The following is a 23,881-nucleotide window of genomic DNA, read 5'->3' as shown; positions in this document are numbered from 1 at the left end:
AACTCAGGGAACAACTTCGACGATGTCGCCCGGTTCCAGCCATTCGTAGTGCGCCTTGGCGCCTTCCGGGGTCAACCGGATGCACCCGTGGGACTGCTCCTCGGTGGGTCCGATGTGGTACGCGATATCACCGTTGAAGAAGATCGCGTATTCCATGGGGGCGTTGTGCAGAGTGCTCCAGTGGAACGGCTTCTTGAACGCCACCTTGAAGACCCCGGGCGGCGTTTCGTAGCCGGGCCGGCCGTGTGACATGGGGCTCGGCCCGAAAGTGACCTTCCCGCCGTCCATCAACCACGCGTTATTGGTCGACAACTGCAGGCACGCACGAGCTTTCTCGCTGCACGGGGCCACCACGGGCTCCGGCGGCGGGGCGGGAATGATGGCGGGCACGCCGGGCACATCGGGCCCGCCTGGCCACAGTGGTTCGGCCTGTACGGGCGCTGCGACCGCGGACCCGACCACCGCCGCGCACATCGCCGCCTGCACAGCCCATCGGGGGATACGACTACTACTCACGAAATCTTGCCTCTCTCGCCGCGCCCACCCCTGGTCGTCGTACGCCCAGAACATGAGCTATCACCATCGACACAAGCCTCGGAACATAGAGGTATCAGCGATCATGGAGTATTGCGATCGTGTTGAGCAAGCCCGGGGGCGCACTATCGGCGCGTCACGCCGCGGAGCGCCCGCTTGACTACTTAGGTAAGCCTGACCTACTCTGAACTCGGCGTACGGATGAGCCGGTGGTCCCGAGGGCTGCGGTCGACTCCGCCATCCTGCCGCGGCGGGCTCCGTTTTCGAGACGGAGTCCGCCGCTACGTCTTACCGGCTGCGGCGCAGCGTTTCGGATGGTGTAAACCGGACGGTATGAGCAACCCGTCGTTCTCGCTGGTCGATCTCACTCCCGAGTTGATGAACAAGGCCAGCGTCGGTACCTTCACCGATTTCATCGGCCTTCGCTACACCGAGGTCACCCCCGATCGGGTGCGCGGCGAATGGGACGTCCACCCCCAGTTGTTCCAGCCCGCAGGCATCCAGAACGGCGGCGTGTTCTGCACCGTCATCGAAACGCTGGCCAGCGTCGGTGGCGGTGTCTGGTTCGGTGACCGCGGCCAGGTCGTCGGCGTCAACAACAACACCGACTTCCTCCGCGCGGTCCGCGATGGACTCCTCACCGCCGAGGCCACCCCCATCCACCGCGGCCGCAGCCAGCAACTCTGGGTCGTCGTCATCACCGACGCGGAAGGTCGCACCGTCGCCCGCGGCCAGGTCCGCCTGCAGAACCTCGCCGCCTGACACCGTCGATCAGCGCGGGCCGCGGCCCGCGGCGACGCTGCCTGCCACATGGCGCACCTCGCGGTGCGAGATCAGCCATTCGCCCTCGTGCCGCTCGAACTCGTCCTCGACCAGGCCGATCACGGTCCAGTCGGCGGGTTTACCCACATCGGTGGTCGAAAACCAGTGCCAGACAGTGGCATACGCGGTGAGCAGTGGGCGGTCGCCGGTCCATTCGATCGTGGCCTGCCCGATCACGTGGGCCACCAGGGCGCGCTGGGATTTCGGCACCCGGCTCATGTGGTTCGTGAACGATTCGCGGCCGTGGAAGAGCACTGGCGGACCGGGCATGATGCGGTATTCGATCAGTGCGTCGGGGGTGAAGCACTCGGAGAAGCGTTCGCTCTCCTGGGTGTCGGCGATCCGGAAGAACTTGTAGAAGGTCTTGAAGATCGCGCGCTCGGCTTCGATCGTGGCGAGCAGGGTGTCGAGTGATCCGGTCACAGCGGGTCCTTTGTGCGTGCGGGTCAGGGGATTTCGTAGGCGCGCAGGAAAGTGTCGACAGCGGTGGCGGCGACGGTGCGCATCTCGGCGGTGGAGACCTTGCGGGTGCCGAGTCGGGTGCGGCCCTCCATCGGCCCGGTGATCAGGACCAGGAACTGTTCCGCCGCGGTTGCCGGGTCCGACATGCGCAGGCGTCAATCGACGGTGGTGACCCGCCAGCCGCCACGGCCGAGCACGTCGACGACCAGCGCGCCGATGTTCCACGCGTCGTCCTCACCTCGGTGGTGGGTGCCTTCCAGGGGGATATCGGCGAGCTGAAGCGCCCGGTCCATGCCCAACCGTCGCCGCAGGTCGTAGGACTCGGCGAACACCTGTTTGGCATTGGTGTGCTCGGGCCCGAACGGATACTCCACGCCGGTTGCCGCGCACTGCGTACGGAACTGCTTGCGGTCGTAGTCGCCCCAACTCGCCCATGGCCGCTCGCCCGCCGCGAACTCGCGCACCAGCAGGCGGCACGCTTCGCCGAACTCGACGCCCTCGTCGTCGACCTGCGCCTGCGTGAGTGTGGTGAGCTCGGTGCAGAACTCACTGATCGTCGACCGCTCCGGCCGCACGATGATCCCGTGCTTGCTCACCCTGGTCCGGGCGGCGAGGTCGACAACAGTGATGCCGATCTCGATGATCTCGCTGGTCTGCCCGGCAGGCGGATCACCGGCCCAGCAGGTGGCTTCCACATCGACCACGTTGAGCAGGCCGGTCCATTCGTTCATGGGTCTGACGGTACGGGTCGGGTGACAGTGGAGCGCTCGTTAACATCTCGTTAATCGCTGCGGAGTCGTCCCCGGTCGTGCTTTCTGGCGGTCTCCGCGCGGACGTGGGACGTGCCAGAATGTCGCTCACCGAACACGACCCGCCGAGGAGAGAACCAATGCGCCTGTCGCCGCACGAGCAGGAACGGTTGCTGCTGAGTTATGCGGCCGAGCTGGCGCGCCGGAGGCAGGCGCGGGGGTTGAAGCTGAACCATCCCGAGTCGATCGCGGTGATCACCGATCATGTGCTCGAGGGTGCGCGGGACGGGCGGACCGTGGCGGAGCTGATGTCGTCGGGACGGTCGGTGCTCACCCGCGACGATGTGATGGACGGGGTGCCGGAGATGATCCACGACGTGCAGGTCGAGGCGACGTTTCCCGATGGGACCAAGCTCGTCACCGTGCACCACCCGATCGGATAGGCGAGACCCATGATTCCCGGCGAATATCTCTGTGCCGAGGGCACGATCGAACTGAACGCCGGCGCGGTGCGCGTCGAGCTGGATGTCGTCAACACCGGTGACCGCCCGGTTCAGGTGGGCAGCCATGTGCATTTCCCGCAGTCCAACGCCGCGCTGGAGTTCGACCGTGATGCCGCCCACGGGCACCGGCTCGATATCCCGGCCGGCACCGCGGTTCGTTTCGAACCCGGTCTGCCGCAGCGGATTTCGCTGGTCCCGCTCGGTGGCACCCGTGAGGTCCACGGCATCAGCATGCACCCGCCGGGGCAGCTGGATACCGGCAATTCACCGCGACGTCCGGGAGAGAATCGATGACCGAACTGAGCCGCGCCCGCTACGCCGAACTGTTCGGGCCGACCACCGGCGACCGCATTCGCCTGGCCGACACCGACCTGCTGATCGAGATCACCGAAGACCGCAGCGGCGGACCGGGACTCGCCGGTGAGGAAGCGGTGTTCGGCGGCGGCAAGGTGCTGCGCGAGTCGATGGGGCAGTCGCGCGCCACCCGCGCCGACGGCGCCCCCGACACCGTCATCACCGGTGTGGTCATCATCGACCACTGGGGCATCATCAAGGCCGACGTCGGTATCCGCGACGGCCGCATCTGCGGCATCGGCAAGGCAGGCAACCCCGACACGATGTCGGGGGTGCACCGGGACCTGGTGGTCGGCCCGTCGACCGAGATCATCGCGGGCAACGGCCGCATTCTCACCGCGGGCGCGATCGACTGCCACGTCCACTTCATCTGCCCGCAGCTGATGGACGAGGCGCTCGGCGGCGGCATCACCACCCTCATCGGCGGCGGCACCGGCCCCGCCGAGGGGTCCAAGGCCACCACCGTCACACCGGGCTCCTGGCATCTGGCGCGGATGCTGGAATCCCTCGACCACTGGCCGATGAACATCGTGCTGCTCGGCAAGGGCAACACGGTCAGCCAGGAATCGATGTGGGAGCAATTGCGCGGCGGCGCATCGGGTTTCAAGCTGCACGAGGACTGGGGCTCCACCCCGGCCGCGATCGATGCCTGTCTCACCGTCGCCGACGCGGCGGGCGTGCAGGTGGCCCTGCATTCGGACACACTGAACGAGGCCGGTTTCGTCGAGGACACCCTCGCCGCCATCGCGGGTCGCGGCATCCACGCGTATCACACCGAGGGTGCGGGCGGCGGCCACGCGCCCGACATCATCACTGTCGCTTCCCATCTCAACGTCTTGCCCAGTTCCACCAACCCCACCCGGCCGCACACCGTCAACACCCTCGACGAGCACCTCGACATGCTGATGGTGTGCCACCACCTGAGCCCGTCGATCCCCGAGGACCTCGCCTTCGCCGAATCGCGGATCCGACCCTCCACCATCGCGGCCGAAGATCTGCTGCACGACCTCGGCGCGATCTCCATGATCGGCTCGGACTCCCAGGCGATGGGCCGCATCGGTGAAGTGGTGATGCGCACCTGGCAGACCGCCCACGTGATGAAACGCCGCCGCGGTGCCCTGCCCGGCGACGGCGCGGCCGACAACGCCCGCGTGCAGCGCTACATCGCCAAATACACGATCTGCCCGGCGGTTTCGCACGGACTCGACGACGAGATCGGTTCGATCGAAGTCGGCAAACTCGCCGACCTGGTGCTGTGGGAGCCGGCGTTCTTCGGCGTCCGCCCGCACGCGGTTCTCAAGGGCGGCATGATCGCCTGGGCCGCGATGGGCGACGCCAACGCCTCCATCCCCACGCCGCAGCCCGTGCTCCCGCGCCCCATGTTCGGCGCCGCGGCTCCCGCCGCCGCCGCCACCTCCTTGCACTTCGTCTCCGAACAGGCCATCGACGACGGTCTCGCGAACCGCTTGAACGTGCGCCGAAAGCTGGTGCCGGTCAAGAACGCTCGCCGCGTCACCAAGGCCGACATGCCCCACAACGACGCCATGCCCCGCATCGAAGTGGACCCCGACACCTTCACCGTCCGCATCGACGGCGAGGTCTGGGCGGAAGAACCGGCGACCGAACTCCCGATGGCACAGCGCTACTTCCTGTTCTGACCCGCCGCACCCGGCGGTGTGGGAGGCCATGATGCACGCCGCCGGGTGAGCAAGGGGTAGCCGCGCGTTCGCTGCGACCGTGCGCGGGCTGATGAACGCCGTCGCGTCCGCCTCGATTAGGCTCGTCGCGATCCGAGCGGGGCGGGTTCCGGCACGCCTTCCGCCGCAGCGCGCCGGGTACCCGGCGGGAGGGGAACACAGCATGGACGACCTGAACAACGCCGCCGCGGAGCTCTCGCGCTGGGCGGCGGACCTGGAGCAGAAAGCGCAGCGCTACCAGGAGCTGCACACCAACATGGCCGCGGTGAGCGTCACCGCCACCTCGGCCGACGGCCGGATCAGCGTCACGGTGGACGCGAACGGCTCGACCACCGCGATCACCCTGACCGCCGCGGTGCGCGGCATGGATCCCACTGTCGTGGCGACCGAGCTCATGGCCTGCACGCACCGGGCCAAGGCGCGCTTGCGTGACCAGGTCACCGGCTTGGTCCATGACACGGTCGGCACCGACGACGCCGGGGAAGCCATCGTCGACCAGTACCGCGACCGGTTCCCCGACCTCGTCCCGCCCGCGTCGGCACCCGTCCCGCCGCCGGCGCGGCTCGCCGCCCCCGCGACACCGTGGCAGGCCGAACCCGGCGTTCCCGCGACCCGCAAACCCGACCGTGACCGGGTTGTCGCTCCCGCGGAGCCGTCCGACGAAGACATGTTCTACCAGCGCAAATCCTGGTTGCAGTAGTCACCGCACCAACCCGGCACACATTCGAGGGAACCGAACGGGGCCGGGGCGCGTCCAACTAGATCGAGAGCTGCGGACTCGACCGAGTTCGCCGGAGGAGGGATTTCGGGTGACCAGTCTGGTGAATGTGGATCTGGATGCGATCAGGTCGCAGGCCTGCTCGGTGGATGTCGTGTCCAGCGGGGTGGGGAAGGCGCTCGAAGCGGCGAACTACCTCGCGCACGCCGACGACGGGTACGGCCTGCTCATCAAGCCGTACGCGGTGAGCACCCTCAACTCGCTCCACGACGAGATCACCGCGACACTGGCCCAGCTCGACACCCTGGCCGCGGCGATGCCGGGCAAGCTGCGCACCGCCGCCGACACTTTCGAATTGTGTGACACCACCCGTGCGGGCGATCTCACAGGCAAGGCCGCCGAGATCGAAAGGAACGTCTGATCATGGCCGACGGACCCAACGCGGCGGGCGAGTTCCTCAACGAGCACACGGTCTTCCCCGGCGCGGTGAGCACTTTCGACGACGCCGAAGCGCCGCAGAACGACCTGCTCCAGGACGGCGTCGACTACCGGGACACCTACTACCAGGAAAGCAATTTCCTGTTCAGCAATGTGGGCGTCCCGAAGGGTGGGGACGAGCCCGACGCCGGAATCATGAAAGGCACCCTCCAGGGCGACACCTGGGAGAACGGCCTCGGCCTCTACAACGCGATGACCGGCGACGGATCGATCATGACCAAGGTCGGTGCCATCTCCACAGCGGCTGGTACCGCGGGTGATTGGGCGTCGGCGGGGTCGATGTTCGCCAAGGCGATCAAGGGCACCTCGACGCTGGCGAAGTTCGATCCGTTCAACTTCATCGGTGCGCAGCTGATGAGCTGGATGCTCGAACACGTCGAACCGGTGCGCAAATCGCTGGAATCGATCACCGGAAGCCCGGATATGGTTCAGGCGTACTCGGATTCGTGGACGGAGATCGCCGAGCATCTGACGGAGACGGCGCAACAGTGGGCAGCCGCACTCGACAGCGGCATCGGTGAATGGGCAGGCGCCGCCGCCGAGGCCTACGTGGCCACCGCGACAGATCTGACGGGCAAGATCGCGGAAAAGGCCGCCGTCGCCGAAGTGCTGGCGGAGTGCAACACGTCGATGAAGGGCATCGTGGAGACGGTGCGCGAGATCGTTGTCGAGATCCTCAGCAACCTCGCGGGCATGCTCGCCGAGATGACCGCCCTGCTGATCGTCTCCGCGGGTACGGCCACTCCGGCGCTCATCGCCCGGGCGCTGTTCGACATCTCGCTGGCCACGATGACGGTCTCGCAGATGCTGGTGAAACTGTCGCAGGCGTTGATCGACACGAAGGCACTGGCCCAGAGCGCGGTGAAGATCATCCAGGGCGTCACCGAGGTCGAGACCGCGAAGTAGCGGCTCGGCTCGACGCGCGAGCCGGTGCTCGGTGGCAGACTGCGACTATGACGACCAACGATTGGGCCGATGTCGACAATTACCTCGTCACCACCCTCGTGGGCGAGGAAGGGGTGCCCGCACTCACCGCCAACGCCGACGCGGGGCTGCCCGCCATCGACGTCTCCCCGCCGCAGGGCAAACTGCTGAACCTGCTGGCCCGCACCGCGAAAGCGCGCCGGGTACTCGAGATCGGCACTCTCGGTGGCTACAGCACCGAGTGGCTGGCGCGCGCGGTCGGCGACGGCGGCCTCGTCGTCACCCTCGAATTCGAAGCCCGTCACGCCAGGGTCGCCCGGGAGAATCTGGACCGTGCGGGGGTGGGGGAGCGGGTCGAGATCCTCGTCGGCGCGGCCCTTGACACCCTGCCCGGTGTCGCCGAGGACCTGACCGAACCGTTCGACCTGGTCTTCATCGACGCCGACAAGGTGAACAACTCCAACTACGTACAGTGGGCGCTGCGCCTGACCCACCCCGGTTCGGTGATCATCGTCGACAATGTGGTGCGCGCGGGCGCGGTGGCCGACGAGCAGACCGAGGACCCGAACGCTAGAGCCAGCCGCGACCTGATCGAACTGCTCGCCGCCGAACCGAGCCTCGACGCCACCGTCATCCAGACCGTCGGCGCCAAAGGCTGGGACGGATTCGCCTACGCGGTGGTGAACGGTCCGAATTCCTGATCTTCACCGCCCGGCAACGCGGATGGCGGTTGCCGGGCGCCGGGGATTCATCCCGGGGCTATTCGCTGCGGCTAGCGTGGGAGTGTTCGACTTCAGGGAGCCGCCATCATGGAATTCCGCCATCTCGTCTCGTTCGTCACGCTCGCCGAGGAGCTGCATTTCGGACGCGCGGCACAGCGCCTGCACCTGACCCAGCCGAGCCTGAGTGCCCAGTTGCAGAAGCTGGAGAAGTCCCTCGACGTGCAGCTGGTCGCGCGTAACTCGCACGAGGTGCGCCTGACACCGGCGGGCCGGGAGTTCGAACTCCAGGCCCGCCAGATCATCGCCCAGCTGGACCGGGCGGCGGAGGCTGCGAAGGCGACCGCCGCCGGTCGCGCGGGCAGCCTGAACATCGGCTACAACCTGCCCGCCAGCAAGCACATCCTGCCCGACGCGCTGGCCCAGCTGACCGACCGCCACCCCGGCATCTCGGTGTCACTGTGGGAGAAGCGCACCGGGCCGCAGCTGGCCGCCTTGGCCGACGGATCCCTCGACCTGGCCATGGTCTACGGCCACCCCAGTACCGCCGATTTCCGGTATCGCCGTCTGCTGCACCGGATTCCGCTGGTCGCGGTGGTCGGCAGGCAGCACCGCTGGGCCCACCGTTCGCACGTGCCGTTCGCCGAACTGCGCGATCAGGACTGCGTGCTGTTCGCCCGCGATCAGTGCCCGGCGATGTACGACACGATCCTGCGCTCGGCCGCGCAGACACGAATCTCGTTGAACATCACCCAGATCGCCGACGACCCGGGCGCCACCGCCCACATTGTCTCGATGCGCCCACTGGTCGGGTTCGCCTCGCTACCGCGGGCGGTGTCGGCGGGGATGGGGTCCTCCGACACCGACCCGGTGGCAGTGAAGCTGGTCGATCCGGTCCCGACCCTGGATCTGCACGTGGTGTGGCGGGCCGACGAACAGAATCCGGCGGTGGCGATGTTTCTCGATTGCCTCGCGTCCTCGGCACCTGCCCTGGCCGACGACCCGCTGTTGACGGCCTGAAGTCGTCGTTCATTTCAGTCCCGACCGCACGAACGCGTTGACGATGTGGCGCTGCAGCACCAGGTACAGCAGCAGCACCGGCAAGCAGGCCAGCCCGGCCAGCGCCATCATCGGCCCCCACTGATCGCCCTCGGTGCCCATGAAACTGCGCAGCCCGAGCTGGAGAACCGCATTGGACTGGCGCAGAACCACTGCGGGCCAGAAGTACTCGTTCCACGCGTTGATGAACAGCAGGATGCCGAGCGCGGCAAGGGCGGGCCGCAGGTTCGGCACCACCACGGTCCACAGGATCGACCACGACGAGCGTCCGTCGATCTTCGCGGCCGCGATGAGCTCTTTGGGGAACGCCGACATGTGCTGGCGCAACAGCAGCACCGCCAGCGCCGAGCACAGCGTGGGCAGCACGACGCCGATCAGGGTGTTGATCAGGCCGAGCTCGTTGAGCAGGATGTAATTGGGCAGCATCGTCACCTGGAACGGCACCAGCCACACCCCGACGAACGCCAGATACAGCAGCCGCTGCAGCGGGAAGGTGTAGATGGCGAACGCGTAGGAGGCCAGCAACGCGATGAGTAGCTGCCCGGCCGCCGAGAGCACCGCGACGAAGAACGTATTCGCGATCAGACCAGCGATGTCGACCTTCTGCGCCGCGTCGAGGTAATTGGCCGTCGACAGCGGCCACGGGATCGGCGAGAGCGAGGTGACGTCCTCGGGTCTGCGCAACGACGTCGCGAACAGCCAGTAGATCGGGAACACGCACACCAGCGCCGTGGCCGCGAGCAGCAGATGGCTGCCCACCCCACGCAGTCGTTCAATCATCATGGACGGCAACCTTTTCCGAGATCCAGACCAGCAGCGCGGCCACCAGGCCGAAGCCGACGAACAGCAGCACGCCCGCCGCGGCGCTCAGACCGGCGTCGAAACTGTGGAAGGCGTAGTCCCAGAGCAGGTAGTAGATATTGGTGGTCGCCTGCGCGGGACCGCCCTGGGTCATCGAGTCGATGAGCGGGAAAGTCAGGGTGGGACTGAGCAATACGGTCGTGAGGACCAGGAACAACACCGTGGGCGAGAGCAGTGGCAGCGTGATCCAGCGCCGGATCTGACCGGCGGAAGCACCGTCGACCCTGGCCGCTTCGTCGTAATCGCCGCTGATTCCGGCCAGGCCAGCCCACACCACGAGGACCGCGAAGCCGATCAGGTGCCAGGCGGTGATCGCGATGATCACCGCCTGCGCGGTCTCGGTCTCGTACACCCAGTTGCGGTCGGAGCCGCTCACCTGGGCGAGGAAACCGGTGCCCGGATGCAGCAGCCAGCGCCACACCGCGGCTGCCGCGACCGGCGCGACGAGGAACGGCGCGAACACCAGCGCCTGATAGATCGTGCGCGCCCGCCCGGTGACCCGCCTGCTCGCCATCGCGATCGCGACCGGCAGCACCACCGTGAACGGCAACAGGCCGAGAATCAGTGTCCCGGTGCGACCGAGCGCGCCCCAGAACGCCGGAAGATCGACCAGCCGTTCGTAATTCGCGGTGCCGACCGGTGTCATCGGCGCGGTCGGCAGCAGGTTCCACGAGTACGTCGACAGCTGCAAGGCCTGCACCAGCGGTTGATAGGTCCACACGACCAGCAGGAATAGGGCCGGACTCAGGTAGAGGTACGGCGCGACGAACCGCGCCACCCGGCGGCGGGTGAAGCGCAGGCGCACCGGCTTCGCCGCGACTGGCGGTATCGGCGCGGCCGGTGCATCGATGACGAACATCTACTTCACCGCCGCCCGGGCGGCGACGATCGCGGCGATCTGCTCGAGCATCTCCGACTCCGGCCGGTCGTAGACGGGGTGAGCCGGTGCGGCGTCGATCGCGGTGGCCAGCACCGTCGACTCGAGCACGTCGATGCGGCTGTAGCCGAAGCCGGCGAACCCGCGGTGCCTGCCCGCCGGCGCCATCGCGTCCACCCGGTAGGCCATCGCGGGCCCGATCCACACCGGAATCCCGGCCAGGGCCGCCGCGCCGGTGAGGTGGTTGTGCCCGCAGAGGATCATCCGGACATCGGTGCCCGCCACGACCTCGGCCAGCTGTTCGGCGTCCTTCAACCTGAGGAAGTCGAGGGTGGCGAGTGGGGAACGCAGCGGCGGGTGGTGCACCACCAGCAGGGTGCCGCGCGGGGCGGGGGTGCGCAGTTCCTCGGCCAGCCAGGCCAGTTGCTCCGGCTCGAGCCTGCCGTCGTGCTGGTGCGGAGTCGTGCTGTCCAGCACGATGATGCGCAACCCCGCGACATCGACACGGTGGTCGTGCGGCAGATCCGGGTCCACCGTGTCGCGGCCGAGCAGTTCGATGCCGAAGGCCGTGCGTTCGTCGTGATTGCCCATCGCGTAGACGATTTCGGCGCCGAGGTCGGCCGCGACGGGCTCGACGGCGGCCCGCAAGCGCCGGTACGCCTCGGGTGAACCGTTGTCGCTGAGGTCACCGGAGAAGATCAGCACGTCGACGCGCTGCCCGAATTCCCGCAGTCGTTCGAGCACCGCGGTCAGATTGGCGGCGGTGTCGACGCCGTGGAGCAATTCGCCCTCCGGCCGCAGGTGGGTGTCGGTGATCTGGACGATCGTCAGTTCGCTCATGATTTCGGCATCAGTTCGGTGCCCGCGGCGCGGGCGGCGGTGAGCGTGGACTGCGGGTCGGCGCCTTGGAACACGACGGCTTCGACGGCGTCCATCATGCCGTCACGCATCTGCAGATAGTTGTTGCCCGGCATGGACACCCACGGCTCCATGTTCGCCAGCTGCGCGACATTCGGGCGCAGCAGCGGGTTCTGGTCGGCCCAGTCCTTCAGGCCGCCCGCTTCCTCGAGCAGGCCGGTCCGCAGCGGCAGGTAGCCGATGTTCTGCGCGATCTTCTTGTAGGAGTCCTCGCTGGTGAGGTGCTTGATCAGTTCCCAGGCGGCGCGCTGCTTGGCGGGATCGTTGGACAGGATGTGCAGGCCCGCACCGGAATTCGTCGGGATGGCCGGCTTGCTGCCGAAGCCGGGCATCGGCGCCGACCGCAGGTCCCACTTGCCCTTGGAGCCGGTGGTGAAAACGCTTTGCAGCGCACTGGTTTCGAGCATCATGCCGATCTCGCCACGGCCGAACGCCTCGTAGCCCTGCTTCTGGTTGAGCTTGGGCATGCTGCCGTTGGTCACCAGGTTCTGCGCCATCTTGGTGACCTCGACGGCGGGCGCGTCGGCGTAGGTGAGGGAGTTGCGGTCTTCGGAGATCACGCGGCCGCCGTTGGAGCGCACCAGAGACTGGAAGCACCAGTCCTTGGCGGTCTTGGTCAGGCAGTCGATGTAGACGCCGCCCTTGCCGGTGCGGTCGGCGATCGTCTTCGCGGCGGTGGTGACCTCGTCCCAGGTGGTCGGCGGCTTGGCGGGATCGAGTCCGGCCTCGGTGAACAGCGAGGCGTTCAGATACAGGACGGGCGTGGAGAAGACGAACGGAACGCCGTAGGTGTGCCCGTCCCAGTCGTCGAGGGTGCGGGCGCGCGGGGCGTAGGCGTGCCGGGCGCCGTCGAAGTTCTGCTGCACCGCCGGTGCGCCGACCAGCTGATCGAGGGGCTTGGCCTTGAGCTGATGGATGGTGAAGTCCAGGTCGGAGAAACCGAGCTGGGCGACATCGGGCGGGGAACCCGCCACCATCTGATTCTGGATGCTGGAGACGGTGTCGGTGGCCGGGTTGGGGCTGTTGCCCTGCGGCTTCTGCGCGGTGACCTTGATATTGGGGTGCTTGGCGCTGAAGTCGGCGATCAGGGCGTTGAAGGTGTCGGTCCAGGCGCCTGCCACGCCGTAGCTGTAGGACTCGAAGACGATCGAAACCTGTTGGTCGGCAGTGAGTTCGGGGATCTGCGCCGTAGTCGTGCTGTCGGTGGACCCGGTGGTGCCGAGGCCGCAGCCGGTGAGCGCCATGGCGGTGGTGAGCGCCACGCCCAGTGCGGGCAGTGTGCGTTTCATGGTGGTTCTCCTCATCGGGGTGTGCCGAAATCAGGGGACGGAAACCGCGGCCGCATCAACGACGGGGGCCGAATTTCGCTGGGGTGCTTGCCAGGTCAGGCGCAGACCCGTGTCGGGGTCGAACAGGTGGATGTCGGCGGGGTCGACGCGGCAGGCGATGTCCTCGCCCACCGCGACACCGGCGGGTCGGGCCGCGCGCACACAGAGACCGGACTCGAGGTGCACGAGTTCTTCGCTGCCGAGGTTCTCGACCATCCGCACCCGGCCGCGGACATCGGTCGAGGTGTCGTCGATGCGCAGGCGTTCGGGGCGGATTCCGGCGACGACAGCGGTGGCGTCGCCGGAATCCTCGGCGATGTCCAGCGCGGCGTCGATGCCGTCGGCCATCACCTTCAGGTGGCCGTCGCCCGAGGTGACGACGGCGGGAAACAGGTTCATCGGAGGCGAGCCGAGAAAGCCGGCGACGAAGGTCGAGTGCGGGCGGTCGTAGAGTTCCTCCGGGGTCCCGCACTGTTCGACGCGGCCCTCGTTGAGCAGCGCGATGCGGGTGGCCATCGTCATCGCCTCGACCTGATCGTGGGTGACGTAGAGGAACGTCGCGCCGAGCCGCTGGTGCAGCGAGATCAGTTCCGCGCGGGTCGCACTGCGCAGTTTCGCGTCGAGGTTCGACAGTGGTTCGTCCATCAGGAACGCGCCGGGATCGCGAACCATGGCCCGCGCCAACGCGACTCGCTGGCGCTGCCCGCCGGACAGCGCGACCGGTCGCCGCTGCAGCAGTGCCGAGATCTCCAGGGTCGCCGACACCTCGGCCACTCGCTGCGCGATCTCCGCCCGCGGCCGACGCCGGGCCCGCAACGGAAACCCGATGTTCTTGGCCACCGACAGATGCGGATACAGCGCGTAGCTCTGGAACACCATCGCCAGATCCCGCCGCTGCGGCGCCGCATCCGTCACATCGACGCCGCCCACCAGAATCCGTCCCGCACTCGGCTCCTCCAACCCGGCGATCATGCGCAGCAGCGTGGACTTGCCACACCCGCTCGGCCCGAGCAACACCATGAACTCACCATCGGCGATGTCGAGACTCACCTCGCGCACCGCGTACTCGGCATCGAACTTCTTCGACACCGCTTCGATCTGCAGTCGTGCCATGCCCCCAGTGTCGAGCCGGCCACGGCCTATCCGCCGTTGCGATAGTGAACGTCGATCGGTCCAATCATCTCGGCCCTACTGGGCCGCACATGCACCGTCGGCAGTGGCTGATCGAACCGCCGCAGGCGTTGTTCGCAGGCTGTCGGGCCCTGCGGCGTGCGCCGACTGAGGCTCGGCCGACCCGCCGGGCGCCGATCTCCTTCGGGTGTAGGTCAGCGTGCTCCCCGTCGTCGCGGAGTTACGTGACTCAGCCGACGTACTCGGCCGATTCGAGGAAACCGTGCAGGAGGGCGGTGACGACCTGTGGCTGTTCGAGGGAACTCGTGTGGCCGCACGCCGGGATCGTGTGGAGCTGGGCGTGGGGGATGAGCGAGGCGAGGTGGCGAGCGTGCGGGAGCGGGGTGGCCGCGTCGTCGGCGCCGACGACGACCTGAGTGGGCACGGTGACCGACCGCAGTTCGTCGTCGACCGCCGCACGTCCGGTGACACCGTGGACGGCGTCGCGCATGCCGACGCGATCGACCCGCGCCAGGCGACGCGACCACTCGCGGACCGTCTCCGCCCCGGTATCGGAAGCCAGGAACGCCGGGCCGAACAGGTGCGTGGCCACCCGGCCCGCGATGGGGCGAATGCCGAACCAGCGCAGCGCCCACGCGAGACGGTGGTACTCGCCGATCTTGGTGGGATCTTCGGCTCGCGCACTGGTGTCGAGCAGGGTGAGCGACCGCAGCAGGTCGCCGTGCCTGGCACCGAGTCGTTGACCGACGAACCCGCCCATGGACAGGCCGACCCAGTGCACGGGGCCGACATCGAGAGCGCGGATCACCCCGACCGCGTCGGCGGTGAGGGTGTCCATGTCGTAGCCGCCGGCGGTGGGCGGGGTATCGCCCTGACCGCGCCAGTCGAGGGTGACGCAGCGGTAATCGCGTTGCAGGGATTCGAGCTGGGCCCGAAACATCCAGCCGCCGAACAACAATCCGTGACCGAAGACCACAGTGGCCGCATCGGGTTTGCCCGCGGGGGTGCCGGTGTCGGTGCAGGCGATCGGAACGCCGTCTACATGGATGATCGGCATGGCTTGTTCCCGGGGGTCAGGATGCCGAGAGGCGAACATTGCGCATCGTCACCAGTGCTGTGGCGCACAGGGTTTCGTCGTCGTCCTCCACCGAGAACACGTCGGCGGCGGCGATCGTGAGCAGCGAACCGGGCTTGATCACCCGGCCGCGGGCGACCACCGTCGCGCCCTTGGCGGGGGCCAGGATCTTGACGGTGTAATCGATGGTCATGTTCACCCAGCCCGGGGGCAGCAGCGTGCCCGCGGCCGAACCGGCGGCGAAATCGGCGAGCGAGCCGAGGACTCCGCCCTGGAAATAGCCGTCGTGCTGGGTGAGTTCGCGGCGGTGCGGTTGCACGATCTCGACATCGCCGGGCTCGACCCGAGTGAAATGGAACCCCAGGTGGGCGGCGGCGGGCATGGACAGCACCGCCGCGGGAACCAGTTGGGCGAAGTCGGGATTGGGGGCCTGTGCGGTCATCGGCTCAGTCCTCTGCTCGGCAGCGGTGGAGGCGTCGCTGCTCCTCCTGCGGCGAATCCTGCCCGCCGGCGCCGCGCGTGACTACCCCGAACGCGGAAATTTCGCTTGCTGTTCGGGGTCTGGAAAGAAGCTGGGCTGGGCGCCGCGAGGTGCCGACGCCCGGCCGGGAGCTCAGCGGGTTCCGGCGTGCAGGACCACTTTGCCGTTGCGGCCGGGAGTTTCGGACACCACAGCGGCCTCGGCGGCCTGCGCCAGCGGCAGATCGGCCTGGACGTCGAGTCGAACGGTGCCGGCGGCGGCGAGGGTGACCAGTTCGGTGATCAATCGGAGGTAATCGGCGCGGTCGATCTCGGAACTGCGCTGCTGGCCCCAGAACCCCTTCACCACAGCCTGTTTGAAGATCACGGCGCCCGTGTCGATGATCAGCGGTTTGCCCGACAGCGCGCCGAAGGAGATCAGTTCACCGCGCGGGGCGAGCAAGGCCATCAGCTCGCCCGCCGCGGGCCCGCTGACCTGGTCGACGGCGCGCACGATCGGCTCGCCGCCGGTGCTGTCGGCGCCCTGGGCGAGCCAGCCCACCGATTCGGTGTCGAGGACGGGACCGTACCCGAGTTCTTCGAGCGCCCGCACCGAGGACTGGCCGCGGACCAGGCTGAGTACCCGCACACCGCGTTCCTTCGCGAACAGGTTGAGCAGGCGACCGACCGCGCCGTTGGCGGCATTCACCACGATCCACTGACCCGCGTGCACCCGCATATCGTCGAGCAGCATCAGGGCGCTCAGCGGCATGGCGAGCAACTGGCACGCGGTCTCGTCGGAGACGGAATCCGGCATCGGTACCGCTTGCTCGGCTCGGGCGACGAAGGAGTCCGCCCAGGCCCCGCGCACGCCGGCGATCGCCACCCGCTGTCCGACCTGGAGTGCGTCGACACCGGGACCGACCGCGTCGACGACACCGGCGGCCTCGGTCCCCGGGATCGCGGGCAGCGGCGGCCGATAGCCGTACACACCGCGGATGATCGCCAGATCGTGGTTGTGGATCGGCGACAGCGACGTCGCGATTCGTACCTCACCGGGCCCCGGTTCGGGGGTGGGCACCTGCTGCGCGGTGAGCACGTCCTTCGGCTCGCCGAATTCGTCGATGACAACTGCCTGCATGTCCGCCTCCGTGGTGGTTGCGAGTGACTGCCGAGCGTGATCGTGCTCCATTGTGGCACCGTGGCGGTCACCGGTCGCTCAGGTGGCCGCTCGCCCGTCGACGGCCCACGGTGCGGCGTGCGTGTCAATACGCCGCAGGAGTGACTGAGGGTAGCTCCGTCGGGGCGCAGGAAGTAGCTCCCACGAGGGACGAATGTGACTGTCGGCGTGCGTACGCTCAGTACATGGCAGACGCACTCGGAACACGTTCGGCCGCAGTGCGATCCGGATCGCGAATCGCCGAGGTCGATATCCTGCGCGGGTTCGCCCTGTTCGGGATTCTGATCACCAATGTGATCGTGGCGACCTCGCTGTGGTCGGTCGTCGGCACGCGCGATCACCCGGTGCTGCGCTTCGACGGCACCGTCGACCTGGTGGTGCGTGCCACGGTCGACGCGTTGTTCACCGGGCGCTTCTACCTGCTGTTCGCGTTCCTGTTCGGGTACTCGTTCACCCTGCAGATCGCGGCGGCGCAGCGAGCCGGGGTGTCGCCGACGCGACGACTGCTGCGACGGTGTGCCGCGCTGATGGCAATCGGGCTCGTGCACGTCTACCTGCTGTGGATCGGCGACATCCTCACCCTCTACGCGTTCCTGTGCCTGATTCTCATCGCCCTGCGCAAGCTGCGGCCGCGTACCGCGGTGATCACCGCGATCGTGCTGTACACGATCTGGTCGGCGTGGAGTTTCCTGCCGGGCTACAGCGGGGTCCTCGTCTTCGGGGAGTTCGTCGATCTGCCCGCCGTGTCGGCCGACTACACCGGCGGTTTCGCCTCGACATTCGCCGCCCAGACCGCCCTCGCGCCGGTCTTCCTCCTGCTGATCTGGTTCGCCCAGGGGGTACCGAGCCTGGCCATGTTCCTGATCGGGATGGCGGCGGGCAAACGAAACCTGTTCGCCGACCCAGATCTTCTGCGCCGCTGGTCATCGCGTGCGCTGGTGCTCGGCTTCGGTCTCGGACTACCGATCTCGGCAATGACCTTCGCCGAGTCGATGAAGTGGTGGCATGCGCCCTCGGTGGTCCACGGTCTGCAGACTCTGGTGAACCCGGCCATGACGTTCGCCTACGTCGCCGCGATCCTGCTGGCCGCGCAATCCGTCCGCCTCGGCCGCGCCACCGCCTTGCTCGCCCCCGCGGGCCGCATGGCCGCCACCAACTACATCGGCCAGTCGATCGTTCTGATGCTCGTCTACTCCGGCTACGGCCTCGCTCTCGCCGATACCGTCCCGCCGCTCGCCGTCATCGCGATCGCCCTGCTCACCTTCGCCGCCCAACTCGCGCTCAGCGCCTGGTGGTTGCGTGGTCACCGCTACGGCCCGGTGGAGTGGTTGCTCCGCGCGGCGACGTACCTGACCATCCCGGCCTGGCGGCGGCCGGCCGAAGAGCGCAGGCCGTCCGGCGCATAACGTGCCGATTCCGCGTGGTGCCGGAGCGTTCCGGCCTGGTGCTAGCCGGCCTGTCGGTCCGGCGGGCGGTGGAATTCGGCTCGCCAGCGGTGCAGCCCGGAAGAGTCGGGGCGGGGAAGGACTTCTACGCGGATCTGGGTCAGGTCGGGGGTGGTGAAGGAGTCGATATCGGCGCGGGTGAGGGGCCAGGGTGGGCCGGTGGTGGCGGGGGTTCGGCTGATGTCGGCGATGACGAGCAGGGTTGCGTCGGGGGCCAGGAGATTTCGGATATTGGTGATGGCGGCGGTGCGGACGTCCGGGGGGAGGGATTGGACGGTGATCGACTCGATGACCACGTCGAAGGCCCCGAGCCAGGACGATGGCGGATTCAGGAGATCGGCGACCTTGTAGGTGACGGGCGACTGCGGAAAACGGGCACGGGCGCCGCGGATCGCGGTGGGCGATACATCGAAGGCGGTGGTCCGGATACCTTGGGAGGCGACGAATTCGGCGTCCGTGCCGTAGCCGCAACCGATCACCATGCCCCGCGTTCCCTGGGGTAGGGAGGCCGATCGGAGCCAGTCCACCAGCAGGGGATTGGGAACATCGCGATCCCAGGGAACCACCGAGGTCCCCGCTGCGGCCTCGGCATAGAGCGGTTCGAACCACCCGGTCGGATCGTTCGCGGCCAGTGCCTGAGCGGCGAGGCGACGATCGGCGGGCGGCTGCGCGTCGGTCATGAGCCCAGTCTTCACCACCGACCCGCGCCGTGTCGCCCGATATTGGGCGACTCGCCCAGCCGTCAGGAATCTGGTCGATTGATCACCAGGCGCTGAGGGCGGAGTCAGCCCGCGAATGTCGACCATCAGGGCCTGATGATCTCGAGCGAACTAGGCGACCAGCACGACTTTGCCTGTGGTGGCACGGGATTCGAGGGCACGGGTGGGCGGTGGCGGCTTCGGCGACCGCGAGTTCGGCATAGCCACCCGGCGCGGTGCCGAGGTCAACGCCGATTCGGTGGAGCCTGGTCGAAACAGTAGGTGGACCCCGGGGCCTATCGCTTGGTCGCCGTCGGTCGAGGTGCGGAATCCACGGTTCGGCGGGCGGCCCGCGCGGCGAATCCGTCGCACAGTGCCTCGAGGCCGAGGAACAGGAGATCCTCGGAGGTGAGGTCGCTGACGCCCGCGCCTTCGAGGTCGGCCAGCGCCGGGGGGACGGGGAAGGAGGGCTTGCCCTCGAGGAGATCGCGCAGCCCGTTCGTGTCGTCGGTGGCGGTGCGCTTCTCGGCCAGCAACGCACCGCCGACCACCGGCAAGCTGGCGCCGGAGATGTAGTTCCAGACCGAGAAACCCATCGTGGTGGCCTCGCGGGCCGTCACGCCGAGTTCGCGCAGACCCTCGACCAGCCAGGCCAGGCTCGTCAGACCCTGCGGGCCGAAGCTGTAGCGGGGAACCGCGAAGGTGAGCAGCACCCAGGGATGCTGCTGGTAGAGCTGCCAATCGATCTCCGCGGCGATGCGCACCCGGTCGCGCCAGGTCCACCCCTGACCGGCTGGATCGGGGTAGGGGTGCCGGGCGGCGATCTCGTCGGTCATGATCGCGATGAGCTCGTCCTTGTTCGCCACGTGCCGATACAGCGACATGGTGCCCACATCGAGGCGGTCGGCGATGCGACGCATCGACACCGCGTCGAGTCCGTCGGCGTCCGCGAGGGTGATCGCGGCGTCGACGATCGCGGTGCGGGTGAGCTTCGTCTCGGTCATCCCATGACTCGCTTTCGTAACACAACCTTCATGCGTACACTGTACCCAGTCTCTGCGTACGGTGTACGCGAACCTCGGAAGGATGTCGGAATGACGAAGCTGGAACCGGCGGTGCCCACCGCAGTCGCCGGTGGACGCCGCGCATGGCTCGGACTGGGCGTGCTGCTGCTGCCGGTGCTCTTGGTGTCGATGGACATCTCAGTGCTCTTCCTTGCCATGCCGACGCTGACGGCCGACCTGGATCCCACTGCCTCGCAACAACTCTGGATCCTCGATATCTACGGGTTCATGCTGGCGGGCCTGCTCATCACCATGGGCAATCTCGGCGACCGGATCGGTCGACGCAACATCCTGCTCGTCGGCGCCGCCATCTTCGGCATCGCGTCGGTGCTCGCCGCGTTCGCGCCCAGCGCGCCGATCCTCATCGCGGCCCGCGTCCTGATGGGCATCGGCGGCGCGACGCTGCTGCCGTCGAGCCTGGCGCTGATCTCGACCCTGTTCCCCGACGCCCGGCAGCGGGCCACTGCGATCGGCATCTGGACCGCGTTCTTCGCCGGTGGTTCGGCAGTCGGGCCGATCATCGGCGGCTTCCTGCTGCACCACTTCTGGTGGGGCTCGGTGTTCCTGATCAATATCCCGGTGCTGGCGATTCTGCTGATCTTCGGGCCGATGCTGCTGCCCGAACATCGCTCCGCTGCCCTCGGCCCGATCGATCTGCCCAGCGTCGCGCTCTCGATCGGCGGCATCCTGCCGTTGATCTACGGCATCAAACACATCGCGGCCGAAGGGCTGGACGCGGTGTCGCTGGTGATCGCCATGATCGGCGTCGTGCTGCTCGTGCTGTTCGTGCGCAGGCAACGTCATCTGACGGAACCGCTGCTCGACCTGTCGCTGTTCACCCGGCCGCTGTTCCGGGTGGCGATCGGGGCGAGCATGGCCGGGATGATGTCGCTTGCCGCGCTGAGCTACCTGACCAGCATCTACCTGCAATCGGTCACCGGCCGTGACCCGCTGGCCGCCGCGCTGCTCGGCATTCCGATGGCGGTCGCGGTGTTCGTCTGCTCGATGAGCGGCGCGCGACTCGGGCTGCGATTGGGTGTGCGGGCGACGTTCACGCTCGCGCTGATGCTGTCGGCCATCGGCAATCTGATGCTGCTCGGTGTGGGTGTCGACGGCGGCCTCGGCTGGTACGTGGCCGGCTCGGTGATCGCCGGTGTCGGGTACGGCTTCTCGTTCACCCTGGTGTCCGACGTCGCGGTGTCGGCGGTGCCCGTCGAGCGGGCGGGCTCGGCGGTCGGGATCTCCGAAACCAGTTTCGAACTCGGCAACGCGCTCGGCCTCGCCCTGCTCGGCTCGGTGGCCGCGCTGGTGTTCCGCTCCGGCGGCAACTTCGGCGAGACCCTTGGCGACACCCTGCTGCAGTCCGCAGGCGACGACGCCTTGATCCATGCGGCCCGCGAGTCCTTCGTCAGCGGTATGCATCTCGCGACCACGGTCGGCGCGCTGCTGCTGATCGCGATGGCGGCCCTGGCTTGGCGTTCGGCTCGCACCAGCCCCTGAGCGACGTCCGCCGGGTGTGCGCTACGCCACCCGGCGGGCTGGCCGCGGATCGACGCCGACTGGAGCTGATCGAGAACGCCCTGCCCACGGTGGCTTGCGGACCGTCGGCCGTGTGCGACCGTCCGGCGACGTGATGGCCGCCACGGTCTGCGATGGTGGTCGCCCTCACCGGGCGGACGTCCAGGTCGGTTGCATAGGATCGTCGGATGCGAAACGAGGGTGCGACGGGACTGGCGACATTGCTCGCCCTGGCCGACTCGCGCCTGCCCATCGGTGGGCACGTGCATTCCGGTGGCGTCGAGGAAGCGGTGTCGTCGGGATTGCTGCGCGACAACGCCAGCGTCGAGGTGTATCTGCGGCGCCGGGTCGCCACCTCAGGACTGGTGACCGCGTCCCTCGCCGCCGCGGTGTGCGGCGCGACGCTGACTCCCGAACGCGCCGAACTCGAAACCGATGCCAGGACACCGTCACCCGCGGCGCGGACGGCTTCGCGTGCGCAAGGCCGTGGTCTGCTGCGGCTGGCCAAACAGCTGTGGCCGCACCATGATTGGGCTCCGGCGGGGGCGCGTCCCCATCTGTCTACGGTGTTCGGCATGGTCGGTGCCGCCAGTGGCGTGAGCACGGAACAGCTGGCGGGTGTCGTCGTCTATACGACACTCACCGGCGCCGCCACCGCCGCGCAGCGACTGCTCGCCCTCGATCCCGCCGCCATCGCCGCGAGCACCATGCGCCTCGCGCCGCTGTGCGATCGGATCGCCGCCGAGGCCGCTACCGGATTTGCCGCGTTGTCCGATCCGCTGCAGGACGCGCTCGCCGAACGTCACCTCCACCGCGACATGCCGTTGTTCGCGTCCTGACCCGAAGATCCTGAGAAGAAGGAGCCCCCATGCCGCCCCATCTGATCGATGGCGAACCGCACGACCACAGCCACGACCGGCCCAAGCGCGACCGCGCCGCGGGCGAGGCGCTGCGCATCGGCATCGGTGGTCCAGTCGGCTCCGGCAAGACCGCGCTGGTCGCCGCCCTGTGCAGGCAACTGCGCGACGAGCTGTCCCTCGCGGTGCTGACCAACGACATCTACACCACCGAGGACGCGGACTTCCTGCGCCGCCACGCGGTCCTGCCCGACGAGCGGATCACCGCCGTGCAGACCGGTGGTTGCCCGCACACCGCCATCCGCGACGACATCACCGCCAACCTCGACGCCATCGATGACCTCGTCGCGGCCAACCCGCCGCTGGATCTGATCCTGGTGGAATCCGGGGGCGACAACCTCACGGCCACGTTCTCCTCGGGCCTGATCGACGTGCAGATCTTCGTCGTCGACGTGGCAGGCGGCGACAAGGTGCCGCGCAAGGGCGGCCCCGGCGTCACGTTCTCCGACCTGCTCGTGGTGAACAAGACCGACCTGGCCCCGCTGGTCGGCGCCGATCTGGGCGTGATGGAGCGCGACGCCGCCAAGGTCCGCGACGGCCGTCCCACCGCACTGGTCTCGCTGACCGACGACCCGGCGGCCACCCCGGTCCTGGCCTGGGTGCGCGAGCAGCTGCGGGTCGTCGCCGAACAGGACGCGGCCACCGGCGTTGCGCACTGAACTGAGCATCGTCGCCGCACCGGGCAGACTGCCCCGCATCGACGCGGTCGGCGGCCTGGCCGGGCGCCACACCGGCATCGATACCGTGCACCTGATCGGCACCGCGGCGACCCCGCTCGGTGGGGACGAACTCGATATCACCATCGTCGTCCACCCCGGCGCGCGGCTGGTGGTGCGTTCGGTGGCGGCCACGATCGCCCTGCCGGGTGCGGCCACGCTGTTGTCGAACGCGCACTGGCGCTTCGAGATCGGCGAAGGTGGCGAACTGGATTTCGATCCGGAACCCACGATCGTGGCGGGTGGCGCACACCATCACACCGTGACCACGGTGCGGGTGGCACCAGATGCGCGGCTGCGGTTGCGTGAGCGGGTGCAACTCGGACGAAGCGGCGAGGACGGTGGCGGGTGGCGTGGTGACCTGCTCGCCGACCTCGGCGAGGTTCCACTGCTCCGGCACCGGCTGCAGCTCGGAGCGGATTCGCCGACCGACGATCGGCTCACGACTCCGCGTGCGCTCGACAGCGAACTGGTCTATCCGGACGACCGTCCGGCCTGGTCGGGCAGCGTCGACGAGGTTCGGCTGCCGCTGGCCGCGGGTGGCTCGCTCGCCACCCGAACGAGTAGCCGACTCCGCGCGCTCGCGATTGCCCACGGATAACTGAGGAAATGGCGGTGGGAGCCGGGCGAGGAAAGCCCGACTCCCACCGCGGGG

28 protein-coding genes are annotated in these 23,881 nt (G+C 68.2%); 14 read left to right on the top strand and 14 right to left on the bottom strand.

Annotated features, from left to right (window positions below; all coding sequences use genetic code 11):
- Positions 1-3: 3 nt before the first annotated feature.
- Entirely contained in the window at positions 4-516 is a 513-nt protein-coding gene (locus ACQHI0_RS15690) for a L,D-transpeptidase (RefSeq protein ID WP_427908676.1), read from the bottom strand.
- A gap of 351 nt (positions 517-867) precedes the next feature.
- Between ACQHI0_RS15690 and ACQHI0_RS15685 the strand changes: the two genes are divergently transcribed.
- Positions 868-1,296: a PaaI family thioesterase gene (locus tag ACQHI0_RS15685; RefSeq protein WP_427908675.1), complete on the top strand. Its 429-nt coding sequence runs from the start codon at positions 868-870 to the stop codon at positions 1,294-1,296.
- Positions 1,297-1,305: 9 nt separating this feature from the next.
- Here the strand turns inward: ACQHI0_RS15685 and ACQHI0_RS15680 are convergent, their stop codons facing one another.
- From ACQHI0_RS15680 to ACQHI0_RS15670, 3 genes are read right to left on the bottom strand one after another with little or no spacing between them, the layout of a single operon-like run.
- Positions 1,306-1,779, bottom strand: coding sequence for a nuclear transport factor 2 family protein (locus ACQHI0_RS15680; protein WP_427908674.1), 474 nt, complete (start codon positions 1,777-1,779; stop codon positions 1,306-1,308).
- Between the two features lie 23 nt (positions 1,780-1,802).
- Entirely contained in the window at positions 1,803-1,964 is a 162-nt protein-coding gene (locus tag ACQHI0_RS15675) for a TetR/AcrR family transcriptional regulator C-terminal domain-containing protein (RefSeq protein WP_427908673.1), read from the bottom strand.
- 9 nt (positions 1,965-1,973) lie between these two features.
- Positions 1,974-2,549: an exonuclease domain-containing protein gene (locus tag ACQHI0_RS15670; protein ID WP_427908672.1), complete on the bottom strand. Its 576-nt coding sequence runs from the start codon at positions 2,547-2,549 to the stop codon at positions 1,974-1,976.
- A gap of 158 nt (positions 2,550-2,707) precedes the next feature.
- Here ACQHI0_RS15670 and ACQHI0_RS15665 point away from each other — a divergent pair, with 158 nt between their 5' ends.
- From ACQHI0_RS15665 to ACQHI0_RS15630, 8 genes are all read left to right on the top strand, one after another.
- Complete coding sequence (locus ACQHI0_RS15665; protein ID WP_427908671.1) at positions 2,708-3,010, top strand: urease subunit gamma; 303 nt, start codon at positions 2,708-2,710, stop codon at positions 3,008-3,010.
- A gap of 9 nt (positions 3,011-3,019) precedes the next feature.
- Positions 3,020-3,364, top strand: a complete 345-nt coding sequence (locus tag ACQHI0_RS15660; protein WP_427908670.1) for an urease subunit beta — start codon at positions 3,020-3,022, stop codon at positions 3,362-3,364.
- Positions 3,361-5,082, top strand: coding sequence for an urease subunit alpha (locus tag ACQHI0_RS15655; RefSeq protein ID WP_266290181.1), 1,722 nt, complete (start codon positions 3,361-3,363; stop codon positions 5,080-5,082). Before ACQHI0_RS15660 ends, ACQHI0_RS15655 begins: the two co-directional genes overlap by 4 nt.
- 202 nt (positions 5,083-5,284) lie before the next feature.
- On the top strand, positions 5,285-5,821 hold the full coding sequence (locus ACQHI0_RS15650) for a YbaB/EbfC family nucleoid-associated protein (RefSeq protein ID WP_427908669.1): 537 nt from the start codon (positions 5,285-5,287) through the stop codon (positions 5,819-5,821).
- A gap of 109 nt (positions 5,822-5,930) precedes the next feature.
- Positions 5,931-6,260, top strand: coding sequence for a type VII secretion target (locus ACQHI0_RS15645; RefSeq protein ID WP_427908668.1), 330 nt, complete (start codon positions 5,931-5,933; stop codon positions 6,258-6,260).
- A gap of 2 nt (positions 6,261-6,262) precedes the next feature.
- Positions 6,263-7,243, top strand: coding sequence for a hypothetical protein (locus ACQHI0_RS15640; protein ID WP_427908667.1), 981 nt, complete (start codon positions 6,263-6,265; stop codon positions 7,241-7,243).
- Between the two features lie 47 nt (positions 7,244-7,290).
- Positions 7,291-7,962: an O-methyltransferase gene (locus tag ACQHI0_RS15635; protein ID WP_427908666.1), complete on the top strand. Its 672-nt coding sequence runs from the start codon at positions 7,291-7,293 to the stop codon at positions 7,960-7,962.
- 108 nt (positions 7,963-8,070) lie between these two features.
- Entirely contained in the window at positions 8,071-9,000 is a 930-nt protein-coding gene (locus ACQHI0_RS15630) for a LysR family transcriptional regulator (protein WP_427908665.1), read from the top strand.
- A 9-nt stretch (positions 9,001-9,009) separates the two neighbouring features.
- Here ACQHI0_RS15630 and ACQHI0_RS15625 read toward each other — a convergent pair whose 3' ends face one another.
- The 8 genes from ACQHI0_RS15625 to ACQHI0_RS15590 form a co-directional block, all read right to left on the bottom strand.
- The gene (locus tag ACQHI0_RS15625; RefSeq protein WP_427908664.1) at positions 9,010-9,822 is read right to left on the bottom strand and encodes a carbohydrate ABC transporter permease; all 813 of its coding nucleotides are present in this window, start codon (positions 9,820-9,822) and stop codon (positions 9,010-9,012) included.
- On the bottom strand, positions 9,812-10,759 hold the full coding sequence (locus tag ACQHI0_RS15620) for a carbohydrate ABC transporter permease (protein WP_427908663.1): 948 nt from the start codon (positions 10,757-10,759) through the stop codon (positions 9,812-9,814). The genes ACQHI0_RS15625 and ACQHI0_RS15620 overlap by 11 nt, the downstream gene beginning before the upstream one ends.
- On the bottom strand, positions 10,760-11,617 hold the full coding sequence (locus ACQHI0_RS15615) for a metallophosphoesterase (RefSeq protein WP_427908662.1): 858 nt from the start codon (positions 11,615-11,617) through the stop codon (positions 10,760-10,762). It abuts the gene before it with no gap.
- Positions 11,614-12,984 (bottom strand): ABC transporter substrate-binding protein, encoded by a 1,371-nt coding sequence (locus tag ACQHI0_RS15610; protein WP_427908661.1) that lies wholly within the window; start codon positions 12,982-12,984, stop codon positions 11,614-11,616. Before ACQHI0_RS15610 ends, ACQHI0_RS15615 begins: the two co-directional genes overlap by 4 nt.
- A 30-nt stretch (positions 12,985-13,014) precedes the next feature.
- Positions 13,015-14,136, bottom strand: a complete 1,122-nt coding sequence (locus ACQHI0_RS15605) for an ABC transporter ATP-binding protein (protein WP_427908660.1) — start codon at positions 14,134-14,136, stop codon at positions 13,015-13,017.
- 247 nt (positions 14,137-14,383) lie between these two features.
- Positions 14,384-15,211 carry an alpha/beta fold hydrolase gene (locus ACQHI0_RS15600; RefSeq protein WP_427908659.1) on the bottom strand — a complete coding sequence of 276 codons (828 nt, stop codon included), beginning with the start codon at positions 15,209-15,211 and terminating at the stop codon, positions 14,384-14,386.
- A 16-nt stretch (positions 15,212-15,227) separates the two neighbouring features.
- On the bottom strand, positions 15,228-15,671 hold the full coding sequence (locus ACQHI0_RS15595) for a PaaI family thioesterase (RefSeq protein ID WP_427908658.1): 444 nt from the start codon (positions 15,669-15,671) through the stop codon (positions 15,228-15,230).
- A 171-nt stretch (positions 15,672-15,842) separates the two neighbouring features.
- On the bottom strand, positions 15,843-16,829 hold the full coding sequence (locus ACQHI0_RS15590; RefSeq protein WP_427908657.1) for a zinc-binding dehydrogenase: 987 nt from the start codon (positions 16,827-16,829) through the stop codon (positions 15,843-15,845).
- Between the two features lie 224 nt (positions 16,830-17,053).
- Here ACQHI0_RS15590 and ACQHI0_RS15585 point away from each other — a divergent pair, with 224 nt between their 5' ends.
- Positions 17,054-18,274: a DUF418 domain-containing protein gene (locus tag ACQHI0_RS15585; protein WP_427908656.1), complete on the top strand. Its 1,221-nt coding sequence runs from the start codon at positions 17,054-17,056 to the stop codon at positions 18,272-18,274.
- A 41-nt stretch (positions 18,275-18,315) separates the two neighbouring features.
- Here the strand turns inward: ACQHI0_RS15585 and ACQHI0_RS15580 are convergent, their stop codons facing one another.
- Both ACQHI0_RS15580 and ACQHI0_RS15575 read right to left on the bottom strand, forming a co-directional pair.
- Entirely contained in the window at positions 18,316-18,993 is a 678-nt protein-coding gene (locus ACQHI0_RS15580; protein WP_427908655.1) for a class I SAM-dependent methyltransferase, read from the bottom strand.
- Positions 18,994-19,307: 314 nt separating this feature from the next.
- Entirely contained in the window at positions 19,308-20,015 is a 708-nt protein-coding gene (locus ACQHI0_RS15575) for a TetR/AcrR family transcriptional regulator (RefSeq protein ID WP_427908654.1), read from the bottom strand.
- Between the two features lie 90 nt (positions 20,016-20,105).
- Between ACQHI0_RS15575 and ACQHI0_RS15570 the strand changes: the two genes are divergently transcribed.
- From ACQHI0_RS15570 to ACQHI0_RS15555, 4 genes are all read left to right on the top strand, one after another.
- Complete coding sequence (locus tag ACQHI0_RS15570) at positions 20,106-21,575, top strand: MFS transporter (RefSeq protein WP_427908653.1); 1,470 nt, start codon at positions 20,106-20,108, stop codon at positions 21,573-21,575.
- Positions 21,576-21,781: 206 nt separating this feature from the next.
- Positions 21,782-22,432: an urease accessory protein UreF gene (locus ACQHI0_RS15565; RefSeq protein ID WP_427908652.1), complete on the top strand. Its 651-nt coding sequence runs from the start codon at positions 21,782-21,784 to the stop codon at positions 22,430-22,432.
- A 29-nt stretch (positions 22,433-22,461) separates the two neighbouring features.
- Positions 22,462-23,169 (top strand): urease accessory protein UreG, encoded by a 708-nt coding sequence (ureG, locus tag ACQHI0_RS15560; RefSeq protein WP_101467244.1) that lies wholly within the window; start codon positions 22,462-22,464, stop codon positions 23,167-23,169.
- Positions 23,159-23,827, top strand: a complete 669-nt coding sequence (locus ACQHI0_RS15555; protein ID WP_427908651.1) for an urease accessory protein UreD — start codon at positions 23,159-23,161, stop codon at positions 23,825-23,827. The genes ureG and ACQHI0_RS15555 overlap by 11 nt, the downstream gene beginning before the upstream one ends.
- The last annotated feature ends 54 nt before the right edge of the window (positions 23,828-23,881 follow it).

The sequence above is a fragment of the Nocardia sp. FBN12 genome, from assembly GCF_050320175.1.
Lineage (GTDB): Bacteria > Actinomycetota > Actinomycetes > Mycobacteriales > Mycobacteriaceae > Nocardia.
The sequence above is the reverse complement of the archived record's forward strand: the minus strand, read 5'-3'. Positions and strand labels throughout refer to the sequence as shown.